The 26,726-nt window shown below is 73.6% G+C and carries 20 protein-coding genes; 7 read left to right on the top strand and 13 right to left on the bottom strand.

What is annotated here, in order from left to right; all coding sequences use genetic code 11:
* Positions 1–3: 3 nt before the first annotated feature.
* Both FRAAL_RS27520 and FRAAL_RS27515 read right to left on the bottom strand, forming a co-directional pair.
* A complete protein-coding gene (locus tag FRAAL_RS27520; protein WP_011607354.1) occupies positions 4–2,562 on the bottom strand; it encodes a hypothetical protein in 2,559 nt (852 codons plus the stop codon).
* An 87-nt stretch (positions 2,563–2,649) separates the two neighbouring features.
* Entirely contained in the window at positions 2,650–3,537 is an 888-nt protein-coding gene (locus FRAAL_RS27515; protein ID WP_011607353.1) for a TetR/AcrR family transcriptional regulator, read from the bottom strand.
* Between the two features lie 58 nt (positions 3,538–3,595).
* On the opposite strand from FRAAL_RS27515, the gene FRAAL_RS27510 reads away from it, so the two are divergent.
* Positions 3,596–5,269, top strand: a complete 1,674-nt coding sequence (locus tag FRAAL_RS27510) for an MFS transporter (RefSeq protein WP_011607352.1) — start codon at positions 3,596–3,598, stop codon at positions 5,267–5,269.
* A 149-nt stretch (positions 5,270–5,418) separates the two neighbouring features.
* On the opposite strand, the gene FRAAL_RS27505 is transcribed toward FRAAL_RS27510, so the two are convergent.
* Complete coding sequence (locus tag FRAAL_RS27505; RefSeq protein WP_231861379.1) at positions 5,419–6,210, bottom strand: acyl-CoA thioesterase; 792 nt, start codon at positions 6,208–6,210, stop codon at positions 5,419–5,421.
* 589 nt (positions 6,211–6,799) lie between these two features.
* Between FRAAL_RS27505 and FRAAL_RS27500 the strand changes: the two genes are divergently transcribed.
* Together FRAAL_RS27500 and FRAAL_RS27495 are read left to right on the top strand one after the other, a co-directional pair.
* Positions 6,800–7,558 carry a cysteine hydrolase family protein gene (locus tag FRAAL_RS27500; RefSeq protein ID WP_050997266.1) on the top strand — a complete coding sequence of 253 codons (759 nt, stop codon included), beginning with the start codon at positions 6,800–6,802 and terminating at the stop codon, positions 7,556–7,558.
* A gap of 18 nt (positions 7,559–7,576) precedes the next feature.
* Entirely contained in the window at positions 7,577–9,340 is a 1,764-nt protein-coding gene (locus FRAAL_RS27495; protein ID WP_011607349.1) for a hypothetical protein, read from the top strand.
* A 251-nt stretch (positions 9,341–9,591) separates the two neighbouring features.
* Here FRAAL_RS27495 and FRAAL_RS27490 read toward each other — a convergent pair whose 3' ends face one another.
* The 6 genes from FRAAL_RS27490 to FRAAL_RS27465 all read right to left on the bottom strand — a co-directional run bounded on the left by FRAAL_RS27490 (position 9,592) and on the right by FRAAL_RS27465 (position 18,303).
* Positions 9,592–10,350, bottom strand: a complete 759-nt coding sequence (locus FRAAL_RS27490) for a YceI family protein (RefSeq protein ID WP_011607348.1) — start codon at positions 10,348–10,350, stop codon at positions 9,592–9,594.
* Between the two features lie 102 nt (positions 10,351–10,452).
* The gene (locus tag FRAAL_RS27485; protein WP_011607347.1) at positions 10,453–11,709 is read right to left on the bottom strand and encodes a family 43 glycosylhydrolase; all 1,257 of its coding nucleotides are present in this window, start codon (positions 11,707–11,709) and stop codon (positions 10,453–10,455) included.
* A 66-nt stretch (positions 11,710–11,775) separates the two neighbouring features.
* Positions 11,776–13,389, bottom strand: coding sequence for a SulP family inorganic anion transporter (locus FRAAL_RS27480; RefSeq protein ID WP_011607346.1), 1,614 nt, complete (start codon positions 13,387–13,389; stop codon positions 11,776–11,778).
* 362 nt (positions 13,390–13,751) lie between these two features.
* The gene (locus tag FRAAL_RS27475) at positions 13,752–14,651 is read right to left on the bottom strand and encodes a DUF305 domain-containing protein (RefSeq protein WP_083866942.1); all 900 of its coding nucleotides are present in this window, start codon (positions 14,649–14,651) and stop codon (positions 13,752–13,754) included.
* 93 nt (positions 14,652–14,744) lie between these two features.
* Positions 14,745–16,283, bottom strand: a complete 1,539-nt coding sequence (locus tag FRAAL_RS27470) for an FHA domain-containing protein (RefSeq protein ID WP_041941070.1) — start codon at positions 16,281–16,283, stop codon at positions 14,745–14,747.
* Positions 16,284–16,518: 235 nt separating this feature from the next.
* Positions 16,519–18,303 carry a glycoside hydrolase family 15 protein gene (locus tag FRAAL_RS27465; RefSeq protein WP_011607343.1) on the bottom strand — a complete coding sequence of 595 codons (1,785 nt, stop codon included), beginning with the start codon at positions 18,301–18,303 and terminating at the stop codon, positions 16,519–16,521.
* Between the two features lie 414 nt (positions 18,304–18,717).
* Between FRAAL_RS27465 and FRAAL_RS27460 the strand changes: the two genes are divergently transcribed.
* Positions 18,718–19,281 (top strand): hypothetical protein, encoded by a 564-nt coding sequence (locus tag FRAAL_RS27460; protein ID WP_011607342.1) that lies wholly within the window; start codon positions 18,718–18,720, stop codon positions 19,279–19,281.
* Positions 19,282–19,299: 18 nt separating this feature from the next.
* Here FRAAL_RS27460 and FRAAL_RS27455 read toward each other — a convergent pair whose 3' ends face one another.
* Together FRAAL_RS27455 and FRAAL_RS27450 are read right to left on the bottom strand one after the other, a co-directional pair.
* Positions 19,300–19,500: a hypothetical protein gene (locus tag FRAAL_RS27455; protein ID WP_009741926.1), complete on the bottom strand. Its 201-nt coding sequence runs from the start codon at positions 19,498–19,500 to the stop codon at positions 19,300–19,302.
* A gap of 379 nt (positions 19,501–19,879) precedes the next feature.
* A complete protein-coding gene (locus FRAAL_RS27450; protein ID WP_306282291.1) occupies positions 19,880–21,550 on the bottom strand; it encodes a dolichyl-phosphate-mannose--protein mannosyltransferase in 1,671 nt (556 codons plus the stop codon).
* Between the two features lie 172 nt (positions 21,551–21,722).
* On the opposite strand from FRAAL_RS27450, the gene rsmI reads away from it, so the two are divergent.
* Positions 21,723–22,850 carry a 16S rRNA (cytidine(1402)-2'-O)-methyltransferase gene (rsmI, locus tag FRAAL_RS27445; RefSeq protein ID WP_011607337.1) on the top strand — a complete coding sequence of 376 codons (1,128 nt, stop codon included), beginning with the start codon at positions 21,723–21,725 and terminating at the stop codon, positions 22,848–22,850.
* 74 nt (positions 22,851–22,924) lie between these two features.
* On the opposite strand, the gene FRAAL_RS27440 is transcribed toward rsmI, so the two are convergent.
* Positions 22,925–23,479, bottom strand: a complete 555-nt coding sequence (locus FRAAL_RS27440; protein WP_011607336.1) for a YdcF family protein — start codon at positions 23,477–23,479, stop codon at positions 22,925–22,927.
* A 168-nt stretch (positions 23,480–23,647) separates the two neighbouring features.
* Positions 23,648–24,772, bottom strand: coding sequence for an ABC transporter substrate-binding protein (locus FRAAL_RS27435; RefSeq protein ID WP_041939864.1), 1,125 nt, complete (start codon positions 24,770–24,772; stop codon positions 23,648–23,650).
* A gap of 114 nt (positions 24,773–24,886) precedes the next feature.
* Here FRAAL_RS27435 and FRAAL_RS27430 point away from each other — a divergent pair, with 114 nt between their 5' ends.
* Positions 24,887–25,711 carry a TatD family hydrolase gene (locus FRAAL_RS27430; protein WP_041939863.1) on the top strand — a complete coding sequence of 275 codons (825 nt, stop codon included), beginning with the start codon at positions 24,887–24,889 and terminating at the stop codon, positions 25,709–25,711.
* Positions 25,712–25,818: 107 nt separating this feature from the next.
* The gene (gene rsmA, locus FRAAL_RS27425; RefSeq protein WP_011607333.1) at positions 25,819–26,643 is read left to right on the top strand and encodes a 16S rRNA (adenine(1518)-N(6)/adenine(1519)-N(6))-dimethyltransferase RsmA; all 825 of its coding nucleotides are present in this window, start codon (positions 25,819–25,821) and stop codon (positions 26,641–26,643) included.
* The last annotated feature ends 83 nt before the right edge of the window (positions 26,644–26,726 follow it).

Below are 26,726 nucleotides of genomic sequence, written 5' to 3'. Positions count from 1 at the left end.
CCGTCAGCGGGGGGTGAGCGGGACGATGCCCACCTGGACCGGGGTGAGACCGCTCCTGGGCGCAGCCGAGGAGGTACCGGCGGCGGGCGGCTGGCCCGGTGGCTGCGTCTGGGGCTGCGCTGGGGTCTGCGCCTGAGTCTGCGCCTGAGTCTGGGTCGGCGTCTGGGTCTGGGTCTGGGTCTGGGTCTGTGCCTGGGGCTGGCCCTGTGCCCGGGTCTGGGCCTGGCTCTGACCCTGCGGCCGGGCCGGCTTCCGGGCTTGCGGCTGGGCGGCCGGGGCCGCGCCGCCGCTCGCGGCCGGCAGGGCCGCCGCGGCTACCGGCAGTGCCGCCGCGGCGGCCACCGGGACCGCCGGGACGCGGTCCGTGCCGGCCGTGCCCGGCGTGGTCGCGCCGGGCTGCCCCGTCGGTGCGGTCTCCCGAGACGCCGGAGGCTGAGCGGCAGGCCGTCCGGTCGGCGTGAGGGGAGTGACGAGGAGCCCCTCGGGCAGCTGGACGGAAGGGCCCGGGGCGCTGCCCGGGGCCTGCCCGGCGCCCTGCGCGGGTTGGCGACCGGCCGAGGCCGACGGAGCCCCGGGCACGTCGGCGGCCCCGGCGCGGCCGGCCGCGGCGAGCCGCAACGTGTGCAGCGCGAAGTCCTCGGCGGCGAGATCCTCCTGCTGCTCGTACTCGGTCGGGGCGAGCACCGCCGCGCCGTCGGGTCCGGTCGCAGCGCCGGTGCCCGTCCCGGCGGGATCGACGGGGGCACCGCGGTCGGTGGCGCCATCGGGATCGGCAGCGCCTGCGGGATCGGCAGGGGCGACGGGGTCGGTGGAGTCGGCGGGGTCCGCCGGAGCGGGCGCGGCGGGCGGGTGCGCGGGCGGGACCCGGTCGGCGGACCGACTCCCGGCCGAGCCATCCCCGGAGCGATTCTCGTGCAGGGGCGCCTGCGCGCCGGTGGTCACGTCGTCGCTGGAAGCGCCCAGCCCGGCCGCGGTCGCCGCCGCCGCGACCGCGGCCGCCGCCGCCACCGCGAGCGCGGCGACCGGGCGGACCCGCGGACGGCGTCGGCGCTGCTCCTGCGGGCCCGGCGAGTTCGGTGGCAACCGCCGCACTCCCGCCGTGGCCGCCGGACGTGCGGACGGGGTGGGGTCGCCGCCCGCCGCGGCGTCCGGGACGGGCGGGAGAGTCAGCGTCGGGTGCCTGCGGCCGGTACTCGGCTCCGAGCCGTCGGCCGCGGCGAACCGGCGGGGACCACGCCCCGCCGGCCGCTGCGCCGGTGACGGCACCGGCACCGGAGACGGGGACGGGGACGGGGGGAGCACCGGCGGCGGCGGCAGAGTCGGCAACGGGGGCAGCGCGAGGCTGGCCTCGGAAAGTCCGGGCAGGTCCGGTAGGCCGCCCCTGGCAGCCTCCCCTCGTGGTCCGACATCGCCGCGTGGTCCGACATCGCCGCGGGGTCTGGTGTCGCCTCGCCGACCACCCCGGATCTGCGGGCCGCGCCGGTCCGGCGCGCCCTCTAGGCTGGTCGCGCGGGCCACGCTGTGGCGACCACCGGCCGGCCTGGCCTCCCCGCTCCCACCGCCGGATCGGGACGGGGCCGTCGCCGGGCCCCCGGCGACCCCACCCACGAGCCTGTCCCCACGCACCCCCCGTCGGGGCTCGGGTGCGACGGGCTGCTGGCGGGGGAGCGCGCGGGAGCGATCGCGCCCGGCGCGGCCCGAGCGCGGGCGTGTGCCGGCAAGCAGGGCCAGCAGTTCGGAGACGTCGGGCAAGGAGGCGCCGTCGGCCTGCCGCACCCGGGCCAGCGCGCGAGCCACCCCGGGGCTGGTCGGGTCGTTTTGCTCGGGCCGTTGTCCGCGCCGCCAGCCGCCGCGGCCCGCCGGCTCCACCGAGCCGGACGCCTTGCCCGTGGCGGCCAGGTCGACGATGCCGGCCCAGGCCACGATGTCCGCGGCCGGGCCGTCCCAGCCGCCCGCCGCCGGCCCGTAGCCGTACCCGGGCACGTAGCCGCCGCCGGCCGCGGGTCCGGCCGAGGCCCCGTGCCCGGCGGCGGCCGTGGACAGCAGCAGCGGGCGCAGGGCGGCGGCGATCCCCAGGTCGACCAGGCGGGGGCCGACGACCGACAGAACCACGTCCGTGGCCGTCAGGTCGCCCAGCGCGCCGACCGTGTGGTGGGCCGCGTCGATGGTTTCGAGCAGGGTGCGGGCGAGCCGGTCGATCTCGTCGGCGGACAGCGGCCCCCGCTCGGTGAGCTCGCGTGCCAGAGTCGGCCCGCCGACGAACTCGGTGACCACGTACGGGCGGTCCGTGTCGGGCGCGGCGTCGAGCACACCGCAGGTATGCGGGCCGGACAGCACGCCGGCCCGGTCGACAGCCGCCGCGAAGCGGGCCCGCATGTCGGCACGCAGGGCGTCGCCCGGGTGCAGCGCACGGATCGCCACCTGTGCGCCGCCCGGCGCGCGGCCCAGGTAGACGATGCCCGTGATGCCCGCGTCGAGACGGCCGAGCAGCGGGTAGGGCCCGAGCGCCGAGGATTCGCCGGCGGCGAGCGGTGCGACGTGGCGAGGTAGTCGAGCGGTCATGGTGGGTGCCCCGAATGCGACTCGCGGATGGCCGGCGGCGTGCGACCTCTCCGACGGTAGCTACTCAGGTCGTGTCCGTGAAGGCTGCTACGCCCCCTTCTTCGGAAGCATCCGGGTCGTGGCCGCCGTGCCCACGAGGTCCGGGGCCGGTGTGGCCGCCTCGACGGAACGCGGGCTGGCCTGCCGGGCCCCCGGATGGGCGGCCTCGATCCCGTCGAGCAGCCAGCCCAGGGCCTGCTCGAAGCGGGGCGTCAGCAGCCGGCACCCGGCGGTCTGCAGCGACCGCAGCCGCGGCAGCTCCTCGGCGGCGACGATCGCGTCGAAACCCGGTTGCGGTTCCAGCAGCGGCGCAGGACCATCGGCATGCTCGCCCGCGGGCTCGTCCGGGTCGCGGTAGGCCTGGCCGCCGAGTTCGCGCAGCGTGCAGCCGACGACCAGGTCACTCACGGAGTGGATGATGCGCAGCTGTTCGTCCGGATCGTCGGTGATGCGCGATGCGACGGTGAGGTACTGCTCGAGGTAGCGCAGCTTGTTGGGGCCGAGGGCGGGGCGGACCGCGACGCCCAGCGCCCACGGATGACGCTGGAAGGACTGCCGGATCCGCCGGGCGATCTCGGTCAGCGCCGTGCGCCAGTCAGCGGGGATGTCGTCGAGCAGGTGCCCGCCGAGGAACTCGTTCCACATCAGATCGAGCAGCTCGTCCTTGTCGCGCACGTGGTAGTAGAGCGTCATCGTCCCGACGCCCAGGCTCGCGGCGAGGCGGCGCATCGACACCGCCGCCAACCCCTCGGCGTCGGCGAGTGCGATGGCCGCCAGCGCGAGCCGCTCGGGGCTCAGGCTGGTTCGGCACCCGGGTGGGGGAGCCTGCCCCGCCCGGCGCCTCCCGCCCGGCCCGACGGCCGGTTCCGTCGGCGCGGCCATGACCTCGTCACCTCCGAACACGCTGCCGAACAGCAGTTTTTGCCGTTGGTACATCGTACGGCGTAGGGTGGCCCCTAGTCCTCGTACGGTGTACGACGGCTGCTAGGAGGGGATGTTGGGAATGGCACATTCGGAGGGAACGGGCGCAGGCGGCGTCGGCGGTCCCGATCAGGCGGCGGGGGTGTCCGGGGGCACCGTGTCCGTCGAGGCCTCCGTCGAGGGTGGGCGGGGCGCGGTCGGCACGGCGCCGTCTGCCCCCCGGGCGAAGTGGGCCGTGCTGGCAGTGTGCTGCCTGGCCCAGTTCATGGTGGTGCTCGACATCTCGATCGTGAACGTCGCGTTGCCGGCGATGCAGACCGATCTCGGGATGTCGGCCAGTGGTCTGCAGTGGGTGGTGAACGCCTACACCCTGGCCTTCGCCGGGCTGCTGCTGTTCGGTGGCCGGGCGGCGGACCTGTTCGGTCGGCGCCGGGTCTTCGTGTTCGGGCTGGTGCTGTTCACGCTGGCAAGCCTCGCCGGCGGCCTCGCCCAGTCCGAGACGCAGCTCATCATCGCCCGGGCGGTGCAGGGCCTCGGCGGCGCCGTGCTGGCCCCGGCGACGCTGAGCCTGCTGATGACCTCGTTCGCGGAGGGCCGGGAGCGGACCAGGGCGCTCGGCGCCTGGGGCGCCACGGCGGCCAGCGGCGGCGCCTTCGGAACGGTCGTCGGCGGCATTCTCACCGACGTCGCCGACTGGCGGTGGGTGCTGTTCGTCAACGTGCCGATCGGGGTGGCGCTCGTCGTCGCGGCGCGCGTGGTGCTCGTGGAGTCGCGGGGGCAGGTCAGCCGCGTGCGCGACCTCGACCTGCCGGGCACGCTGACCGTGACGGGCGGCCTGGTCCTGCTGGTCTACGCCATCGTCCGCACGGAGACCTCGTCCTGGAGCTCGCCGCTGACGATCGGGTTGCTGGCCGCTGCGGTCGTGCTCCTCGGCGCCTTCGTCGCGATCGAGGCCACCACGGCCAATCCGCTGGTGCCGCTGAACATCTTCCGCTATCCGGGAATTGCGGTCGCCAACGTGGTCGCGGCGCTTCTCGGTGCGGCGATGTTCGCGGTGTTCTTCTTCCTCACCCTGTTCCTGCAACGGGTGGAGAACTACAGCCCGCTGCGGGCGGGGCTGTCGATGCTGCCGATGCCACTGATGATCATCGTGGCGTCGCAGCTCGTCACGCGGACGATCGGTCGGCTCGGCGCGCGACCGATCGTCATGTTCGGCGCCGCCGTGGGCTCGTCGGGCCTGCTGTGGCTGTCGGCGATCACGCCGGGCGGCTCGTACTGGACGCACGTGTTCGGCCCGCTCGCGGTGATGGGCTTCGGCATGGGAACCACGATGGTCTCGATGGTCTCCGCGGCCACCGCCGGGGTGCCGATCCGGCTCGCCGGCCTCGCCTCCGGGCTCATCAACACCGGGCGGCAGATCGGGGCGGCCGTCGGCCTCGCCGCCGTGACGACGATCGCCACGCACCACACCGAGGGTCGGCTTCGCCATGGGATCGGGCAGCCCGAGGCCCTGACCTCCGGGTACGCGCTAGGCCTGTTCATCGGCGGCTGCGTCTTCGCCGTGGGGGTCCCGGTGGCGTTCCTCCTGCCACGGCTGCGCCGGCCCGAGCCGGCCGCCGCTGGGTCGTCGCCGTCGGCGCAGCTCACCGCTGAGAGCGCCACCGCCACCGCCGACACCGTTACCGCCGACACCGTTACCGCCGACAGCGACGACGAGCAGGCAGTCGCCCGCACCGCCGAGGTCTGACCTCGGCGCCGGCCTTGTCTTTCCAGAGGGACAAAAAGCCACTCACCGCCCTCTGGAAAGACAAGGAACGTCCCACGGCGGCCTCGGGGCCGGCGGGATGAGATCGGGGAAACGAGGTCGGCGGGATGGGTGGCCGGCCGGAGGTGAGGTCAGGGGCGGGCCGGGCGCAGCAGCCCGACGACCTCGGCAGCGGCCCGCTGCACCCCGTCCGGGCCGAAGACCTCGATGCGGCCGACCGCGCGGCCGTGGCCGGCGTGCACCGTGCGGACCTGGAACAGGTGCCAGTCCCGGACGTCCAGGTCATCGAGGAACGTGACGGTCTGGGACAGCACCGCCGCGGCGACCTGCGGTCGTTCGCCGGGCAGGGGCGGGATCCCCGCGGCCGCGAGCAGATCGGCCAGCGGTAGCAACTCGCAGGAATGGGCCAGCAGGGCCCGCCAGACTGTCGGATCCGCGCCGGCATCGGGGATCCGCTGCCACTGGTCGAGCCGGTGCGGCTCCGCCCGCGGCAGCACCCTGACCTCCCACGGCATCATCGGTCGGTCCGGGCGTGGCACCCCCGCCTCCGGCCCCGGCAGGTCCACCCGGCTCGCCTGCACGCTGAGGAAGTCGGCCTCCGCGGCCCGCAGCATCACGTCCGCCCGGCAGATGTGCAGCGAGCCCTGCCGGAAGGACAGCGCCAGCGCGTCGATCGAACCGCCGTGCGCGAGACGTTCGACGTCGACCCAGAGCGGCTGCCGGCAGTCCCCGGGGCGAGAGAAGATCGTGTGCAGCGAGTGCACCGTCTTGCCCGGCGCCAGGCGCTCCGCGAGGACGATCTGCTGACCGAGCAGCTGCGCGCCCAGGATCCCGCCGTGTGCGCTCACCAGACATCGGGCCGGCACCGGCGGGACGTCCCCGTCCAGGTCCAGCACCGCCAGCAGATCGCTCAGCGTAAACACGCCAGGCGCCTGGGCGTTGACCGGTACCAGCGGATCGGGCCGTGCGGACGGCGAACCGTCCCGCTGGGGATCGATGGTCTCCACGGACCGTCCACCCACATCGCACCCCTCTTCTGCGACGGCCGGTGGGCAGGGCCGCGAGGGACGCGATCGCTCCGCGCCGCGGCTCGGCGCGGGCAGGTGACCGGTCGCCGCGCCTGCCGGCGGTCCGTCGCGCGTGGATCACGACTCCGCCCGGCGCGGAGCCCCGCGGGCCAATATCGACCCGTTCGGCGCTGTGGGCGCCTTGCAGTGGCGTATGCCACGTCCCCCAGAGTCGCCGACCAGCACAAATGCCGCAATTCTCCGCGTCGATCACTCTCATGATCTGTATACGGGCCCGGATACGAGCTGGGATACAGAGTTCATCGCCGTGTTACGTACCGGGCGGTGATCTGAAACGACGTGCCCTGACCCTCGTCTCCAGACAAGGCGGGGGAGGCACCGGACGATCGGGCCGGGCGTGGCGAGCTCCCTCGACGCACTCCAGACGCGCGGATCCGACCCTGCGCGGATCCAAAACCTGTGGACTCCGATGGCGAGAGCTGGCATGAGCGAAACCGCAACGACCCCGACCCCGACCCCGACCGCGCCCCTGACCGTGAGCGCCCGACCGTACGACTTCACCTTCGACCCCGCAACCACCGCGCTCGTCGTCATCGACATGCAGCGCGACTTCCTCGAACCGGGTGGCTTCGGGGAGAGTCTCGGCAACGACGTCAGCCAGCTGCGGAGCACGATCGAACCGCTGCAGGCCGTGCTGGCGGCCGTGCGGGCCGCGGGACTGACCGTCATCCACACCCGCGAGGGCCACCTGCCCGACCTGTCCGACCTTCCGCCGGCGAAGCTGCACCGCGGCGACGCCGCGCTGCGCATCGGCGACCTCGGTCCCAAGGGCCGCATCCTCATCCGGGGCGAGTACGGGCAGGACATCATCGACGAGCTCGCGCCGGTCGACGGCGAGTACGTCATCGACAAGCCCGGCAAGGGCGCCTTCTACGCCACCGCCTTCGGTGACGTCCTCGCCGAGAAGGGGATCACCAGCCTCGTCGTCGCCGGGGTGACGACCGAGGTCTGCGTGCACACGACCGTGCGCGAGGCCAACGACCGCGGCTTCGAGTGCCTGGTGCTCAGCGACTGCGTGGGCTCCTACTTTCCCGAGTTCCAGCGGGTGGCGCTGGAGATGGTCGCCGCCCAGGGCGGGATCTTCGGCTGGGTCGCCCCCTCCGCCGACTTCCTCGCCGCGCTCGCCGCCTCGACCCCCGCGGCCGACTCCACCCTGCCCGCACCCGCCGTCACGGCCTCCTGAAAGAGGACGGGTCCCACCATGGTCAAGATCGGGAATCGACCGGCGTCGTCCGCGCCGGCCCTGCCCTACTGGACGAAGGGCGACACCAACGCCTTCTTCGGCCTGGGCGTCAACGTGCTGGTCAACGTCATCGTCCTGAGCTCGCTGTGCCTGTTCGTCGTCAACATTCCCAAGGACGACGTCTTCGGTGCGATCCTGCCCGCGCTCGGGATCGCGATGCTGCTCGGCAACCTGTTCTACGCCTACCTGGGTCGCCGGCTGGCGGCGAAGGAGGGCCGGGACGACGTCACGGCGATGCCGTACGGGCCGAGCGTCCCGCACATGTTCATCGTCGTGTTCGTCATCATGCTGCCGATCTACCTGAAGACGAAGAACCCGGTCGAGGCGTGGCAGGCCGGCCTCGCCTGGGCGTTCATCATCGGCATCATCGTCGTGATCGGCGCGTTCGTCGGGCCGATGATCCGCAAGTACGCGCCGCGGGCGGCCATGCTCGGCACGCTGGCCGGCATCTCGATCGCGTTCATCTCGATGCGGCCCGCCGCGCAGATGTGGGACGCCGCCTGGATCGCGCTGCCCGTCTTCGGCCTGCTGCTCGTCGGCCTGCTCACCGACCTGAAGCTGCCGTGGAACCTGCCGATCGGCGCGGTCGCGCTGGCGCTGGGCACCGCCATCGGCTGGATCGGTGGGTTCATGGACACCCCGGCGGTGTCGGAGGCGGCCAAGGACATCGCGGTGTCGCTGCCGACCTTCCACTTCGACAAGTTGTTCCACGGCCTGTCCGACATCTCGCCGCTGCTGGCCACGGCGATCCCGCTCGGCGTCTACAACTTCACCGAGGGCATGTCCAACGTGGAGAGCGCCGCGTCCGCCGGGGACAACTACAACCTGCGGCCGATCCTGCTCGCCGACGGCTTCGGCGCCATCATCGGCTCGGCGCTCGGCTCGCCGTTCCCGCCCGCCGTCTACATCGGTCACCCGGGCTGGAAGGCCGCCGGCGGTCGCACCGGCTACTCCCTGGCCACCGGCGTCGTCATTGCGGTGTTGTGCTTTCTCGGCCTGTTCGGCCTGCTCAATGCCGTGCTACCGCTGCCGGCGATCGTGCCGATCCTGCTCTACATCGGGCTGCTCATCGGCGCCCAGGCGTTCCAGGCCTCGCCGAAGGCGCACGGCGCCGCCGTCATCGCCGCGATCATCCCGAACATCGCCTCCTGGGCGGCCGGGCAGATCGACAACACGGTGACGACAGCCGTGGGCGTGGCGTCGAAGATGAACCCGGCGGTCAACCTGAACGTCACCGAGGCCGACCTCGAGGGCAACAGCGTGCTGCTGCACGGCCTGCACCTGCTCGGGGACGGAGCGGTGCTGGCCGGCCTGGTGCTCGGCTCCATCGTCGCGTTCATCATCGACAAGCGGTTCGTCTCGGCGGCGATCGCATCGGCCCTGGGCGCGGTGTTGTCCTTCGTGGGGCTGATCCACGCGGAGAAGGTCGAGTGGGATGCGGGTGGCGGACAGGTTGCTCTCGGCTACCTGTTCCTCACCGTGGTCTGCGTGGCCTGGGCGCTGACCAGGCCCGCGCCGCGGGTGCCGGACGCCGAGGAGATCGCGCTGGAGCGGGAGCACGGCATCCCGTCGCAGACGCGGCGCAGCGCTCCCGAGGAGGTCGCGCCGGCCGCCGACGCCACGAAGCCGCCCGCCGTGGACCCGACCCCGGACACCGCGCCCGCGCCCAGCACCTCGGCGACCGGCCCCAAGCCGGCGACCTCGGCACCCGCGGGCGCCTGAGCCGCCTGAGCCGCCTGAACCGCCTGGGCCGCCTGGGCCGCCTGGGCCGCCTGGGCTGCCTGAGCGGCCGGAACCGCCGCCTGCGGGCGCCTCGGCACCCCGCCGCACCGCCGGTCAGCCACTCCGACCGGCGGTGCGGTCGTCCGTCCGCCGTGCGCCCCGTTTATCCAGAGGGTTCCGTGCCCGATTCATCCCTCTGGATAAGCGGGGGATGCGGGGGAGGGGGGTGGGACGGTGGGCAGTGGTGTGGATCAGGGCCTGGCGGCGGTGGTTGCGGGGGCCGCGGCGGAGCGGGTGAAGACCAGGGAGACTTCCATGATCCCGTGATCCTCGGTGGAGATGCCGGGGAAGCTCGGGTTCGGGATGTCGTAGTCGGCGAAGACGACCGGGAGCTGGCCGACGGTGCGGATGGAGGTGCCGTCCCAGCGGGACTGCAGCGTCATCGTGACCCGCCTGGTCTTGCCCCGCAGGGTCAGATCGCCCTTCGCGGCGACGGCCCGGGTGGTCTTCGAGTCGGTGGGGACGGCGCCGATGTCGACCGGTTCGGCGAGGGTGAAGGTGGCGGTCGGGAAGGTGTCGGTGTCCATGATCCGGCCGCGGAACTGGTTGTCCCGGCGGGCCTCGTCGCTGGCCACCGTGGCCATCTGCACGCTGAAGGATGCCTGCGAGGCCCGCGAGCCGTCGATGGTGAGCGAGCCCGACACCTGCTTCGTCCGCCCCGCCGCCGTCGTGTTCTGGCCGAAGAGGATCTCCTTGACGCGGTAGCCGACCTCCGAGCCCGGCGCGATCGTCCAGGTGCCGGCCAGCGAGCCGGTCGGCGCCACCGTCTCGTCGCCGCCCGGCTGGGCCAGGGAGAACTCCTCCGGTGCGTCCTTCTTGATCACATTGATGTAGAGGGCGGTGCCGCCCACGACCAGGATCGCCAGCACCACGACGGCGCCGATCAGGACGACGAGCAGCCGCGGCCGCCGTCGTCGGGACCGCGCGGCCGGGGCCTCGGGTTCGGTCATCGGAAGGTCGTCCCCCTCGCGGTCGGCCTCGGCGACGGGTGTCGCTGAGACTCGTTGCTGATGGTTGTCCAGACAACGATGTCGAGAGGGCCATTGTGCCTGTCAGCCGCCGGCGGTCATCCCAGGGCCGGCGTGACCGCCGCTGTCGGTGGCGTTCTGCTCGCGGGCGTGGTCGCCGTGGTCGCGGGTCTCGTGGTGACGGGTCTCGTGGTCGCGGGTCCCGTGGTGCCGGGTCTCGTGGTGACGGGTCTCTTCGTGACGGGTCTCTTCGTCGCGGGTCTCGTGGTCGTCGCGGGTCTCGTGGTCGCCGAGGTGGGAGTCGTGCTGCTCGGGCGGGCGGACCCGGCCCTGGGTGAGCGACTTGACCTGCACGGACAGCTCGTCGTCGCGCACCCGCAGGGGGACCACGACGAATCGTCCGGTGGGCAGGTAGGCGCCCGCTGGCGGCGCGTCCCAGCTGTGCAGGCCCAGCCACCAGCGATGACGGGAGTCGGTGAAGGCGTGGGCGCCCCCGGGGCCGAAGCCGACCTTGCCCCCGGTCAGCATCGGCTTCGGCGCCGGGTGGCAGGGCCCGAGGGGACCGGTGCACGAGGCGCTGGCCACCACCTGGCGTCCGTTGAGCTCCGGGGCGGCCGAGTACACCAGGTGGTCGTTCCCCTGATCGACGATCATCGAGGGGCTCGCCACCCGCTTCTGCTGCCAGGGCAGGCTGGGGCGCAGCAGCACCGCCGGCTCGCCGGTGAGCACCAGTCCGTCCGAGCGCAGCCGCTGGGCCCACAGCGTCGGGCCCGCGCCGCCGGACCGTCCCGGGCTGCTCCAGGTCAGGTAGGCGCGCCCGGCGTCGTCGACGAAGGGGCTCGGGTCGGTGCTGCCCCCCTCGTCGGTCTGGCAGACGAACGGGGCCAGCGACGTGTCCACGAACGGTTCGTCCAGGTGCGCCGAGGTCGCCGCCGAGATGCAGCGGATGCCGAGCCCGCGCACGGTCGTCGTGTAGTAGAGGACGTACGAGCCGTCGAACGTGCCGATCGCCGCCGGTCCCAGGCCGCCGCCCGGGTCGGCCCAGCCCGGCGGCGTCTTCAGGGCGTCGGGCAGGGTGGTCCAACTCCGGCGGTCCCGGCTGGAGAGCAGGCTGATCGCGTCGGGGGTGCGTGGGTCCACGCCGACGGCGTAGGTCGTCCGGTTGCGGGTCAGCAGGGACGGCGCCGAGAAGTCGACGCCGGGGACGAGCACGGCCCGGGTCGCGGCGCCCGAACTGGCCTTGGACAGGTACAGCCCGACGAGGACGACGACGATGACGACCACGGCTGGCTGGCGTCGGGCGAAGTCGACCAGACCACCGGTAAGGCCCTTCTCGCCCATGCCGCCACCATCCTCATTGTGAGTATCTGATGGCGGAGTGTATTCACGGAGGGGTGAAGGTGGGCGTCAATCGACTCTGCGGACACTCCCTGTCGCCCTGGAGGTCGCTTCGGTAGTCGTCTCGGCCGTCGTCTCGGCCGTCGTCTCGGGTGGCGGCTCGGCGGACAGCTCCCGCAGCAGGTCGGCGCTGCGCGGGTTCAACCCGACGATGGTCACCTCCGTGCCACGTTCGCGGTACTTCGTGCGGACGTCGTCGAGGGCGGCGACCGCAGCGGAGTCGAGGACGTCGGCCTTGGACAGGTCGATGACGACGCGAGCCGGGTCGCGGCCGTAGGCGAAGGCGTTGACCAGGTCGCCCGTCGAGGCGAAGAACAGCGTGCCCCGGACGGCGTAGATCCGTTCACCGCCCTCCGGGTCGAGCACGCTGGTCACCAGGGCCAGGTGGGCGACCTGGCGGGTGAACAGCAGGGCGGACAGGACGACGCCGACGAGCACGCCGTACGCCAGGTTGTGGGTGGGCACCACGACGGCGACCGTCGCGACCATGACGGCGGTCTCGCCGCGGGGCATCCGGCGCAGGGTGGACGGCGCGACGCTGCGCCACTCGAAGGTCATCACCGCGACCAGGACCATCACCGCGACCAGCGCGGACATCGGGATGTGCCGGACGAGATCGCGCAGCGGCACGACCAGCATCAGCAGGAAGCCGCCCGCGGCGAAGGTCGACAGCCGGCCGCGACCGCCGGAGTTGACGTTGACGATGGTCTGGCCGATCATCGCGCAGCCGCCCATTCCCCCGAAGAAGCCGTTGACGACGTTGGCGATGCCCAGGCCCCAGGACTCGCGGTTCGGGTCGTGGGTGGTGTCGGTCATCCGGTCGACGATCTGGGCGGTCAGCAGCGTCTCCAGCAGTCCCACCGCGGTCAGCGCGACCACGTAGGGGGCGATGATCCGCAGGGTCTCCCAGGTCAACGGGACGTCGGGGAGGCCGGGCACCGGCAGCGAGCTGGGCAGCCGGCCCTCGTCCCCGACCGTCGGCACCGAGACGTGGAAACCACACGTGACCAGCGTGAGGACCGCCACCGCCACGAGCGGCGCCGGGATCGCCTTCGTGACCCGGGGGATCGTCAGCAGGATCGCCAGTCCGCCCGCGACGAGGACGTAGACCTTCCACGACTCGCCGATGACGTGCGGCATCTGGGCGGTGAAGATCAGGATGGCCAGCGCGTTGACGAAGCCGATCATCACGGTGCGCGGCACGAAGCGCATCAGCCGCGCGACCCCGAGCACGCCGAGGACACCCATCAGCAACCCGACGCCGATTGTGGTCGCGAGCAGGTAGTTCAGCCCGTGCTCGCGGACCAGCGGCGCGGCCACGAGGGCCATCGAGCCCGCGGCGGCGGAGATCATCGCTGGTCGGCCACCGGTGAACGCGATGATCACCGAAATGGTGAACGACGCGAACAGGCCGACCTTCGGGTCGACCCCGGCGACCACCGAGAACGAGATCGTCTCCGGGATCAGCGCGAGCGCCGTCACCAGGCCCGCGAGCAGCTCCACCCGGACGTAGCGCGCGCCCGGCCAGCGTCGGGCCAGCGCGGGCAGGCGCAGTCCCCCGACGACCGCACGACCGCTCCCGGCCACCACGCCGGCGGCCTCGCGGGGGGAAACACCTGTCATGGAAGCGGACCTCGAGGATCGACGGCGGCGTCGGCTCAGCGCCGAAGCCGCCGTGGCGGGACCGGACCCCTACTCGCCCGCCGCCTGTCGCCACCCCGCGATGCATCGATCAGACGGCGACGCGTGAAGCGGGAGACGGCGCACCTGTGACAGACACGACGGATCCCCGGGGAAACGCGGCGTGGCGGCATCATCGCCCTGGGAACGACGGTGGGGCGGCGTTCCCCACGCCTCGGGTGCACGACCGGCGGTACGGTCCGGTTAATCGGATCTGACGATACAAAGTCAGTTTCGGTAAAGCGATGGCCGGGTTCGGTAAAGCGATGGCCGGGTTCGGTGAAGCATTGGCCGGGTTCGGCCGGTCATGCCCGGGGCGCCCCGAGCCGGGCCAGGGCCTCCTGCATCTGGTCGATCTCGATCGACTGGTTGAGCACCATCGCCTTGGCCAGACTGCGTGTGCGGTCGGACCCGGCGTGCTGCGCCGCGTACTGGGCCATCGCCAGCCCCCCACGATGGTGGTGCACCATCAGGGTGAGGAACAGGACGTCGAGGTCGCGGCCGTGGATCGTCGCGAGCCGTCGCAGCTCGTTCGGGGTCGCCATGCCCGGCATCCGGGCGGTGTCGCCGGCCGAGGCGGCGCCGCCGACGGTGCCGTTCATGCCCGCCATGTCGGCCATGGCCGCCGAGCCGGTGTCGCCGTGCGCGTCGTGGCCGCCCCCCGCCGCCGCGCCCGTGCCGCCCATCCAGCGCATCGGCGCGCCGGCGGCGCTCTGGGCCCGCCCCCAGCCCGACAGCCACGCCGACATGACGCCGATCTCCCGCTGCTGGGTCAACGCGATGTCCTGGGCGACGCTGCGGGTCGACGTGTCCCCGCCGCGGTCGAACTCGATCATCGCCATCTGCACGGCCTGCGCGTGGTGCTCGGACATGTCGCGGGCGAAGCCGACGTCGACGGAGCTCTCGCCGGGCGGGCGGTCGCGCAGGTCGCCCAGCGCCGCGCCGGCGGCCAGCAGCCCGGCCACCAGCACCACGACGACCGGGGTCCACCACAGGGCCGCCCGGCCCCGGCGACGCCGACGCGGGGCGTCGGCCTCGCCCGGCGAAGGCGCATCCGGTGCGGCCACGCCCGGTCGGGCTCTGGCGGGGCCGGGTTCGTCGCGTGCGGGCCGATCGTCCTGCCTGCGCGGCTCGGCTGGGGCCTCTGCGGGCGCGCTGGGGGAGGCGGGCAGGCCACCCCCGGCGCGCAGCTCTGAATCGCTCATCGTCCGTCAAGTCTGACGTAGGTGCCGACGTTTCGCGCGCCACCCCCGCCGGACTTCTCGCGTCGCGCAGATCACCGGGCCGGGCGGCCGGCCTCAGACGTGCAGGTGGGAGTTGAAGACGAAGGTCCTCTTGCCGACCTGGACGCGGGTGCCGGGCACCAACGGGGCGGGCTGGTGCGGGTTGAGGGGAGTCCACACGGTCGCCTCGGGCGGGGCGATGTAGGTGCCGTTGGCCGAACCCTGGTCGGTGATCACGGCGTCCCAGCCGGTCAGGGTGATCACGGCGTGCACCCGGGAGACGGCGCTCTCGCCGTCCTCGACCGGCAGCGCCCGCGCCTTGCCGGCCCGGACGGCGTCGTCCCGGTCGGGCTGACGGCCGATGACCAGGTCCATGTCGACGTTCATCGTCTGCCCGTCGTCGAACACGAGCACCCCGACCGTCGGACGCGGGCCCCAGACCGTGCGGGAGCTCTGCTGGGCCAGGGACAGGCCGCACTCGGCGCAGTAGGGCGCCTGCGGGTGGTTGAAGTGCCCGTTCGCGCACAGCACCCCCTCGACCTGGGGCTCGGATCCGCTGGGCAGCATCGTCGGGGCCTCGTCGTCCTCGATGAGGTCGGAGACGGTGAAGGTCTGCCCGGGAAGCTGGGTCATGGCGTCGTGCTCGTCGTCGGTGAGGTCGTCGCCGAGCCCGTCACCAAGGCCGCCACCAAGGCCGCCGCCGAGGCTGTCCGTCAGGGGCTCGGCGTGCCCGCCGAGCGGGCCGAGCCCCTGGCGGAGATGGCCGTTCGGCCCGGAGTCGACCGCGGCGTGGCCGAGCGCCTCGCGCCCGGCGAGCTCGGTCGGCGGGTCCTCGTTGAGTTCGTCGAGTTCGTCGAGGTCGGCGGCCTGGGTGGGCTCCGCCGCCGCCCGGCGACGCCTGGCCTCCTCCTCCTCGCTGAGCAGCGGGGCCAGCGCCGGCGGGGTGGTCGACATCGGGTCGGGGGCACGCGAACCGGGCGTGGGGATCGGCGCGGCGCCGGTCATCGGGTCGCGCAGCGGATCGAAGCCGGCGAGCAGCTGGTCGGCCGACGCCTTGGGGGCGGGCAGCGCGGGCGCGTCGCTGAGCGACAGGCTCGCGCCGATCCCGGGCACCGCGCCGATCCGCAGGTCGAGAGGGAAGCCGAGGTCGCCGAGGCCGCCGGGGAAGCCGGTCGGGCCGACGATGCCGGTCGGCCCGACGTCGATCCGGGCGATCTCCGTCGGCAGCAGGCGGTCGACCCAGGTGGCCGAGTCCACGCCGGACAGCGTCACCCCGGAGGTGCCGGACGCCACGACGTCCATCGCCCCGTGGACGAGCGCCGCGACGCGGTCGTTGACGGTGGTCAGCAGGCTGAAGTCGGGCACCCGGTCGGGGTCGGCGTCGGCGAGGAGCCCGGCGACCCGGCGCACGAGCCGGCGACCCATGGTCGACGCGGTCGTGCCCACCTCCGCGGCCACCTCGGCGCACAGCCCGAGCAGCCTGTTGGTGATCTCGGCGGTCTCGGGCCGGCCGGCACGGGCGACGATGAGCGCGCCGGGCAGCCGGACGACCACCCCGGTCCGATCCGGGTGCCCGGACTCCACGACCACCCGGAAATGGTCCAGTCCCGCCATGACCTCGCCCCTCGTCCCCACACCCCGCGCCGCGCCGGTCATCACCGCCGGCGGCCTCGTGGCACATCCTCGCCGCTCGGTGCGGCCCGTCCGGTACGGTCCTATCCTGCCGTGCCCGCGGGCCGGCTGGTACCGCCTTACCGCTACCGTGGCCGGCGTTGTCCGGGTCCCGACAGGCGAGCGCGCGCCGCGGGCGCGCCACCCGCCCGCCGGGTGGTCGAGGGCGGGGCGGCGGTCAGGCCAGCGCGCGGTCCAGGTTGATCGCCGCGCTGATCAGCGCGAGGTGGGTGAACGCCTGCGGGAAGTTGCCGAGCGCCTCGCCGGAGGAGCCGATCTCCTCGGCGTAGAGGCCCACGTGGTTGGCGTAGGTGAGCATCTTCTCGAAGACCATCCGGGCCTCGCTCACCCGGCCGGCCCGGGTCAGTGCCTCCACGTACCAGAACGAGCACAGGTTGAACGTGCCCTCGTCACCGGTCAGCCCGTCGCTGCCGTCGGCGGCGTAGCGGCGCACCAGGCTGTCGCTGACGAGGTCCTCGCCGAACCGGTCCAGGGTCGAGAGGAACCGCGGATCGGTGGGCCCGGAGAACTTCACCAGCGGCATGCACAGCAGGGACGCGTCCAGCCGCGGTGAGCCGGGGAACTCCATGTAGGCCCCGCGGGTCGGGTTCCACGCCTCGTTCTGGACGAACCGGTACGCCTGACCGGCGAGGTCCTTCCAGTCGTTCGTCGGGCCGGGCAGGCCCCGCTGGCGCGAGATGCGGCAGGCCCGCTCGAAGGCCACCCAGGTCATCAGCGCCGAGTAGGTGAAGCGCTGGCGCCCGCCGCGGGTCTCCCAGATCCCCTCGTCCGGGGTGTCCCAGTGCTTGGCCAGCCAGTCGAGCTGGCGGCCGAGGGCCTCCCAGAGCTGGAAGGAGATCGGGACCTTCTTGTTGTACAGGTAGACCGAGTCCATCAGCTCGCCGTAGATGTCGAGCTGGAGCTGCTCGGCGGCGGCGTTGCCGATGCGCACCGGCTTCGAGCCGCGGTAGCCGGAGAGGTGCTCCAGGACGATCTCGTCCAGGTGGGCGTTGCCGTCGACGCTGTACAGCACGTACAGCCCGGAGTCCTTCGGCGCCTCGTGGCAGCGCTGCTCCAGCCAGTCCATGAACGCCGCGGCCTCGTCGGTGAAGCCCAGGGCCATCAGCGCGTAGGTGGTGAACGCCGCGTCCCGGATCCAGGTGTAGCGGTAGTCCCAGTTGCGCACCCCGCCGAGTTCCTCCGGCAGCGAGGTGGTCGGCGCCGCCACCAGTGCGCCGGTGGGCCGGTAGACCAGCAGCTTCAGCACCAGCGCGCTGCGTAGGACCATCTCCCGCCAGCGGCCGTGGTAACGGCTTTGCCGCAGCCACGCCTGCCAGTAGTTCAACGTCCGGGTGAACAGCGTGTCCGCCTCGCCGATGATCAGCGGCCGGATCGTCGAGTTCCATTCGAGCACGATGTCGGCGGTCTCGCCCATGGGCAGGTCGAACTCCGCGAACACGGCGGTGCCGTCGACCCGCAGCGGCAGCGAGGTGCGCAGCACGAGGGTGCCCTTGACCGATTCGAACACCGCCCCCGAGCCGGGGATCAGCGTCACCGTGTGCGCGGCCCGCCCGTAGTCGAACCGCGGGTCGCAGCGCAGCCGGAACGTCGCCGTCCCGCGCACGGCGCGGGCCTGGCGGACGACGACGTGCGGCGTCTCCGCGACGTCGCTGTCCACCGGGACCATGAAGTCGACGACCTCGCCGACCGCCCGCGGGGTGAGGAACCGGGTCATCAGGATGTTCGAGTCGGGCAGGTACAGCTGCTTCGCCCGCGAGTCCGGACAGTGGATGCGGAACGACCCGCCGCGGTCGGCGTCGAGCAGGCTCGCGAAGACCGACGGCGCATCGAAGCGTTGTGGGCAGTACCAGTCGATCGTGCCATCCGTGGCGACCAGGGCCACGGTACGCAGGTCGCCGATGACCGCGTGCTCCTCGATGGGCGGGTAGTCGGTGTCGGGCATTCGTAGGCTCCGCGAGGCGTGGCTGGCCGAGGGTCCGACCAGGGATTCTGCGGGGGACGGACCAGGGAGGACGCCACCGCGCGAGCACAACCCGACGCCGAGCCGCTCGCGTCCTCCCGGCCGCCGCCGGTCGCCACCCGAGCGATGGCAACCAGGCGAAGGTAACCCGCCGGGGCGGTCCACGCCCATCACCGCCGATAGCCGAATTTAGGGCCCGACCCGCCGTGTGAACTCGCGATGTCGGCGAGGCGTCGGCGCTGGGTCCACACTGCCTCGACGGAGGGCACGGGAGGGGTGGAACCCCCGTCGCCACCGGCGGTCCGCGGTGGCCGCGGGCGGCGGCGGGACCGGCGTTCGCACCCCGGTGGGGGTCTCGCCGCGCGGGCGTCCGAGGCCGCCACCTACGATCACGCCATGGCCGCCCACCCTCCGACCGCCGAGGACGGTCGTGCCGCGCTGGTGATGTTCGCTCGGGGCGACCGGGTCTTCCCGGTCGACGACCTCGGCGGCGGGATCTGGTCGCGGCGCGGCACCGTGCTGGCCGTGCACGCGGCCGGGCGCCGTGAGCCGGCCGAACAGGCCGGGCCGGTGCGCGTCGAGTCGACCCGCAGCGCGGCGCCGGTCACCGCCCGGGCGACGGTGCTCTGGGACGACGGCAGCGCCGAGGTGCTGGCCGAGGATCAGCTCTGCCTCGTCTACGACCAGGAGGCCCCCGTCGGCGTGCGGGTCGTCACCCTGCCGATGGCCGAGCCGGTGGATGTGGTGCAGCACGGCGGGCACGTCGTGCTGGTGCTGCGCGACGGCCTGGTCTCGCCCGCGGTCGTGGACTCGCTGCGCGACAAGTTGCGCCGGGTCAGGGCGGCGCTGACCCCGGCGCGGCCCGACCCCGCCTCCGCGGCCGAGCTGCGTCGGCGGGACCTCGACCTGCTGCGGGCCCTGATCGCGCAGCTCACCGGGGGTGCGCCCGAGCCTCGCTGACGGGCGCCGCCGGGCGGGTCAGGACGTCGAGTACGGACCGGGGCGGACTCCGCCCGGGCCGTAGGCGTTGCCGTTCATCCCGGCCCGCGGCTGCTCGGTCATCGCCTGGCTCACCTTCGACGCGATCGCCTCGGTGAGCCGGATCGCCTGCGTGAGGGACAGGTTCAGCACGATCTCGCTGTCATCGGTCATTGCGAAGCGCACCGACACATCGGCCATGGTGGTTCCTCCCAGTCTCGGTCCGCCCGACACCCGGCTCCGGTGGTTGGAGGTCGGAGGGAGACCCGCACGGGCGCTGCCTGCCGTGCGGCCTCGGGGCATGGTGACCGCCCCACCATCCCCGATCGGGATCTCGCGCCGTACGTGACCCCCCCTGTCGCCTCCACCGGTGAGGCTGCTAGCGGTGTGCTGTTCCGACTCTGGGTTATCAGTCAACTTCGTTTGCCCCCGTGCCTGCGTGCCGATCCGGGCGGGAACGCCCCTTTGTGAGGATGGCATCGCTCTGGGTGGCTGCGGGGGAAGTTGGGCCGGCTCTCGTGAGAGAGATCACATCGAGCCCACTTTGCTCGGTCAGTGCGCCCGCACGGGGGCTCCCGGCTCAGATCCAGCCGGGGAACCACATCCTGGCCCGCCACGAGGAGTAGGGGATCACCTGCGCGGCCAGGATCGGGTAGAAGTACGCGAACAGCAGGACCACGACGATCGTGTAGATCCCGACCGTCAGCGCGCCGGTCAGCCGGCGGGCGTCAGAGGCCTCCCGCGGGCCGAGCGCGAGCCCCGCCAGCGCCGTGATCCCGAGCACGAGGAACGGCAGGCACGGCAGCGCGTAGAAGAAGAACATCGTGCGGTTCGGGAACAGCAGCCACGGCAGGAACGCCGAGCCGAACCCGACCAGCACCAGGGCGGCCCGCCAGTCCCGCCGAGTCACCCACCAGGCGAGCATCCCGAGCAACCCGGCGGTGCCCACCCACCACACCGCGGGGTTGCCCAGCGCCAGCACCTCCCGGGAACAGCCGGCCGGAGCATGGCAACCGGACGTCCCGTAGGCGGGCGACGAGTAGTAGTACGCCACCGGCCGGGCCATCACCAGCCAGCTCATCGGGTGCGAGGCGAAGGCGTGCCCCTGGTCGAGGCCCTCGTGGAACTTCAGCACCGCCATCTGGTACTTCCACCAGCCGTGCCACGCCGCGCCGAACCCGTTGCCGTAGAAGTGCCGGTAGTAGCCGCCGTCGGTGACGAACCAGCCCGTCCAGGTGGCCAGGAACACCCCGATCGGGACGACGACGAACGTCGCCGCCCACGCGGGCAGGTCCCGCCGCAGCGCCCCCAGCACGGGCCGCTGCGCGCCGCCGGTGCGCCGCGCACCGATGTCCCAGGCGATCGCGAGCGCCGCGAGGCCGATGATCGTGTAGAGCGCGCTCCACTTCACGCCCATCGACAGGCCGAGCGCCACCCCGCAGGCCAGGCGCCACCGGCGAAAGCCCAGCCGGGGCCCGTAGAGTTCGCGCAGCCGATCCTGCCGGCCGGCCGTGGCCGTCGAGGCCTCGGAGCCCGCCGTGGCCGCCGTGGCCGGAGAGACCGCCCCGCTTGCGGCCGCCGTGCTTGCGGTGACCGCGGTGCTTGCGGTGACCGCCGCGCCTGCCGTCGTGACGGACTGCGCCGAGGCCGCCCCCGGCGAGCCGTCGGCCGTCGGGGGCGGTGAACCCGAGCCGCGGGCCAGGGCCGCGTTCAGGCGGTCGGCAAGCCGGGCCCGGCCGTCGTCACGGTCGAGCAGCAGGCAGGCCAGCGCCACGACGACCCCGGTCATCAGGAAGATGTCGAGGATCCCGATCCGGCTCTGCACGAACTCCAGGCCGTCCATGGCGAGCAGCAGGCCGGCGAAGCAGCCCAGCAGGGTCGAGCGGAACATCCGCCGGGCGGCGCGGGCGAGGACGAGCACGGCCAGCGTGCCGAACAACGCCGAGGAGAACCGCCAGCCGAGCTCCGGGTCGCCGTGCGGAACTCCCGAACAGTTCGTGTACCCGAACAGACCCTCGGAGGCGGCCATCAGCCACTTGCCGAACGGCGGATGGACGACGTACGCCGGCCCGGAACAGTCGTTCGAGTTGATTTCGTAACCGGCGGTGAGCAGGCCCCAGGCGTCCTTGGTGTAGTAGACCTCGTCGAAGTACACCCCGCGCGGCTGGGTGATGTTCCAGAACCGCAGCACCCCGGCCAGGACCGCGACCGACAGGGTCGCCAGCCAGCCGGCCAGCGGCGAGCCCGGCATCGGCGGGCACAGCCGCTCGCGCAACGCCTCGGCCCGCGTCCGCTGTGGACCGAGGGGGTCCGGACCGGTCACCGGCGGCGTGTCGCCTCCTCCGCTCGCACTCCAGGGCACGTGGGCCGTCGTCGCCGTCACACCGATCAGGGTAGGTCCTGGCTCCTGACACACTGGGCGGGTGTCCGGGACCCTGGTGCTGTGCGGCGCTCCGATCGGTGATGTCCGGGACGCGAGTCCGCGTCTCGGTGAGATCCTCGCCACTGCGGATGTGATCGCGGCCGAGGACACCCGGCGGGTGCTCCGGCTGGCGCACGCCCTCGGCGTCACCATCTCCGGCCGGATCGTGTCCTGCTACGACGCGGTGGAGGGCGCCCGCGCCGCCCTCCTGACCGACTACCTGCGCGAGGGGGCCACGGTCGCCCTGATCACCGATGCCGGGATGCCGGCGGTGTCCGATCCCGGCTTCCGCGTGGTCGCCGCGGCGGCCGCCGCCGGCATGGCCGTCACCGTCGTGCCCGGTCCGTCCGCGGTGACCGCCGCCCTGGCCGTCAGCGGCCTGCCCACCGACCGGTGGACCTTCGAGGGCTTCCTGCCGCGCAAGGGCGCCGACCGGCGTGCCCGGCTGCGCGAGCTCGGCGGCGAGACCCGCACGATGGTGTTCCTGGAGTCCCCGCACCGGCTCCCCGCGGGCCTGACTGACCTGATCGCCGCCTTCGGTGCCGGCCGCGCCGCGGTGCTCTGCCGAGAGCTGACCAAGACCTTCGAGGAGATCGTCCGCGGCGATCTCGCGGCCCTGCTCGCCTGGGCCACCGACGGCCGCGTGATCCGCGGGGAGTTCACCCTGGTGATCGCCGGCGGCGCCGGGCGCCGCCCGGTGACCGTCGACTTCGCCCCCGCGCAGGCGGCGGCCGACCCCGCCCCCGCGGCCAACCTCGATTCCGGGTCCGCGGCCGACCCCGACTACGCCGCCGACCCCGACTACGCCGCCGACCTCCATTCCGGCTCTGCGGCCGAGGGCGGCTCTGCCGCCGACCCCGCGGTCGCTTCCGGGTCTGCGCCCGGTTCCGGCTCCGCTGCCGGCACTGACCCCGCGGCCGAGAGCGGGGCCTTCGAGGTGGGATCCGTCGACACAGTGGACGCGCGGGTCCTGGCTGCCGACGTGGTCCGGCGCACCGCCGCCGGCATGCCGCGCAAGGAGGCCCGTCGGGCGGTCGCGGCCGACTACGGCGTATCCCGCAACGATGTCTACGCCGCCGAACTCGCCGCCCGCGAGCCCCGCCCCGCCCCGACCGACCGCCCCCGCTAGGTCGACCGTCGTAGGGGCGCGGTTCCGCGGAACCCCAAGATCGCTGGGGCTGGGGCTGGGGGTCGCGGCGTGGGTCAGCAGCCTCGCTGGAGCAGCAGGGCCTTGCCCATCGCCGCCCACTCGTAGGTGATCATGTAGGGCCACATGCGGCGGGGTGGCGGCACCCCGATCATCCGGACCTCGCCGGGATAGCAGCGGCCGAGCCGTAGCCGGGCCCGGGTGCTCTGCGACGTGGAGGTGATCACGATCAGGGAGTGCCAGCCGCGCCGGGCCGCCGCGGCACCCACCCAGCGGGACTCCCCCTGAGTCGTCAGGGGGCTGGGCGCGAAGCAGATCACCTCCACGCCGGGGATGGTGCCGGGACAGGGATCGTCGGCGGTCGGGGTCGAGACGGCGAGGACCGGGGCGTAACCGGCACGGGCCAGGGCGACCGCCCGTTCGAGCCGGCCAGGACTGCCGGCGAACATGACGATCGCGTCGACCGGCGCCGGCCGGTCGCGATGGGGGAAGACGAACAGCCGTGCGGTGGCCGCCGTGAACGCGACCGCCAGGACGCCGACCAGGGCGATGGTGACGGCCCGGCGGCGCGATGTACCGGCCGGCGCGCGCTCGAGCGGACCCGCCGCCATGGACCTCCCTTCGCGGCGGCACGACGCCGCCGTGGCCGTCGTGGAGCCTCGTTCCACCGCGTGACCCGAGCCAACCACGGCTCACCCGCTCCGGGCGGGCGCACCCGCCGCAACCCGCCGCTACGCCGACGCCGTCCTACGCCGACGCCGTCCTACCTCGGCGTCGGCCTACGTCGACGGGGTGGTGGAGGTCGGCCGGGCGGTCGGGGGCGCCGAGGCCGGCCGGCTGGTGATCCGGCGGGGGTGGGCGAAGGTGGCCCGGGCGGCCTCCCGTGGCCACACGGTGCGCGACGCGCCGTCCTGCCACTGCACGATCGGGATCTGGTGGCCGACCTGCAGCCCGGTCGCCTCGTCCAGCCGGAACCGGCCGAGCAGCGTCGTCGTGTCGATGCCGCGGGCGGCGGCGAGCACCGAGGCGTCCTGCACGCCTCCGCAGAACCGGATCGCCCGCCCCAGGATCAGACCGGTGACGTAGGCCCAGGCGGCCGTCTCCGTCGGCGCAACGCCGTGCAGGGCGGTGTAGTCGGCGGTGAACTCGCGTGCCGTCGGCCCGGTGGCGGTCGGCTGCGTGCTCTCCGGCATCCAGCTTCCCGGGGCGAGCAGCTGCTCGCGCAGGTCGCCGAGGCTGGCGGTGGCCTGCGCGCTGACGGCGGTGGAGAACGCCGCCGCCCGCCACGGCCGGCGCAGCAGGATGTTCGCCGCGGCCAGCTCGTCGTCGGGGCTCGCATGCACGATGAGGACGTCGCCCGGGGGCAGCCGGGTCGCGGCGAGCGTGGCCTTCCCCGGCGCGAAGACGTGCGAGGCGACCTCGAACGCCTGGGAGATGGCGGCAGCCCTGGCCACCGAGGTGATCTCGACCGCGGTGTCGCCCGAGGCGAGCAGGACGACCTTGCGGGCCCGCCGGTCGGCCGCCCGCACCGCCGCCAGGACCCCGCGCGGCCAGGTCGAGGTGGCGGCGGCGATGTTGACGATGTTGGGGAAGGCCTGCCGGACGAACCTGGTCGACGGCGCCCCCGTGTTGAACACCACCCGGTCGGTCGCCGCGCAGGCCGCCAGGGCCGCCCGGTGGCCGTAGGGCCCGAGCAGGGCGTCCGGGCGGGCGGCGACGGCGGCGCGCATCGCGGCCGCGGGGTCGGGGTAGGCGTCGTACGCGGTGAGGCTCACCTCGTCCCAGGGCGCGGGGAGGCGCTCGTCGCGCGCCCACAGGGTGACGCCGCGCAGACCGGCGAGGCCCTGGGCGGCGTCCGGCCCGGTCAGCGGGGTGACGAGGGCAACGGTCAACGGCGTCGTCATCGGCAGGAATCCTCGCAGTCGCTCACGAGATAAGCGTCCCATGCTTGATGGGCGCATTCCTCGGCGCGCCCGGCGTCGGCCGTAGACTTCACCGGACGCGGAAGGATGGGTGAGGTGGCGCGAAACTCTGACCGGGCGGGCGATCCACCGCCGCCGCCCGATCCCCTGCCGGTGGCCGTCGTCGACAGCCACTGCCACCTCGACCTCATGGACACCGAGGTGGATGCCGCGATCGCGGCCGCGGTCGCCGTGGGTGTCACCCGGGCCGTCACCGTCGGCGTGGACCTGCCGACCAGCCGCTGGCAGGCCGACGTCGCCGATGCCCACCCGGAGCTCTACGCCGCCGTGGCCATCCATCCCAACGAGGCCGCCCACGGGGTGAGCGAGGAGACGTTCGCCGCCGTCACCGAGTTGGCCCGCCGGGACAAGGTCCGGGCCGTCGGCGAGACGGGGCTGGACTACTTCCGCACCCCGCCGGAGGCGCACGCCGCCCAGCAGGAGAGTTTCCGCCGGCACATCGCGATCGCCAAGGAGACCGGCCGCGCGCTGATGATCCACGACCGGGACGCGCACGAGGACACGCTGCGCATCCTCGCCGAGGAGGGCGCTCCGGACACGGTCGTCTTCCACGCCTTCTCGGGCGACGCCGAGATGGCGAAGGTCTGCGCCGACGCCGGCTACGTGATGTCCTTCGCCGGCAACGTGACCTTCAAGAACGCGGCGAACCTGCGCGAGGCGGCCGCCGTGGCGCCGGCCGAGCTGCTGCTGGTCGAGACCGACGCGCCGTTCCTCACCCCGGTGCCCTGGCGGGGTCGGCCCGGCGGCCCCTACCTGATCCCGCTGACGCTGCGGGCGCTCGCCGAGACCCGGGGCGTGGGCGTCGCCGAGCTCGGCGCGTCGATCGCGGCCAACGCCGAGCGGGTGTTCGGGCCCTGGTAGGCACCGATGCGCTGCTCGCGCCGGCCGAGCTGCGGGCGCTGGCGCACGCGCTGGACCTACGGCCGACGAAGCGTCGCGGGCAGAACTTCCTCGTCGACGCGAACACCGTGCGCCGGCTGGTCCGGCTGGCCGAGGTCGGCCCGGACGACACAGTGCTGGAGATCGGTCCGGGTCTCGGCTCGATGACCCTGGGGCTGCTCGGCACCGCCGGCGCCGTCGTGGCCGTCGAGGTGGACCCGCCGCTGGCCGCCGCCCTGCCGGTGACCGTCGCCGCCCGGCTGCCCGCCGAGGCCGCGGCGCGGCTGCACGTGGTGCTCGCCGACGGGCTGCGGCTGGGACCGGCGGACCTGCCCGCGGGCGTGCCCGCCCCGGACGTGCTCGCCGCGAACCTGCCCTACAACATCGCGGTGCCGCTGCTGCTGGGCGTGCTCGAACGGCTGCCGTCGCTGCGCCGCGGCCTGGTGATGGTGCAGGCGGAGGTCGCCGACCGGCTCACGGCGCCGCCCGGCAGCCGGGTGTACGGCGCGCCCAGCGTGAAACTGGCCTGGTACGCGCGCAGCCGCCCGGCCGGTGGCGTGCCCCGCCCGGTCTTCTGGCCGCAGCCGAACGTCGACTCCGGGCTGGTCGCCTTCACCCGCCGGACCCCGCCGGCGCCGGCGGAGCTGCGCGCCGAGGTCTTCGCCGCCGTCGACGCCGCCTTCGCCCAACGCCGCAAGACGCTGCGCACGGCCCTGGTCCCCTGGGCCGGCTCGCGCGACGCCGCGACGGCCCTGGCGGAGGCGGCCGGGGTGGATCCCGGCGCCCGCGGCGAGACCCTCGACGTCGAGGCCTTCTGCCGCCTCGCCGCCGCCCGCCGCGCCGCCGTCGCCGAGCCCGCCGCGGCTACTCAGCTTGCCGGGGCCCCTGCCGCCGAGCCCGGTCCGCCCGACTGACGAGGACGCGCCGTCGGGACCGCGCCGGGTTCCCTGCTTGTCCAGAGGGTTCCGTGCCCGATTTATCCCTCTGGATAAGCATG

The sequence above is a fragment of the Frankia alni ACN14a genome (assembly GCF_000058485.1).
Taxonomy (GTDB): Bacteria; Actinomycetota; Actinomycetes; order Frankiales; family Frankiaceae; genus Frankia; species Frankia alni.
Note: the sequence above shows the minus strand (reverse complement) of the source record. Positions and strands in the feature narration are given on the sequence as shown.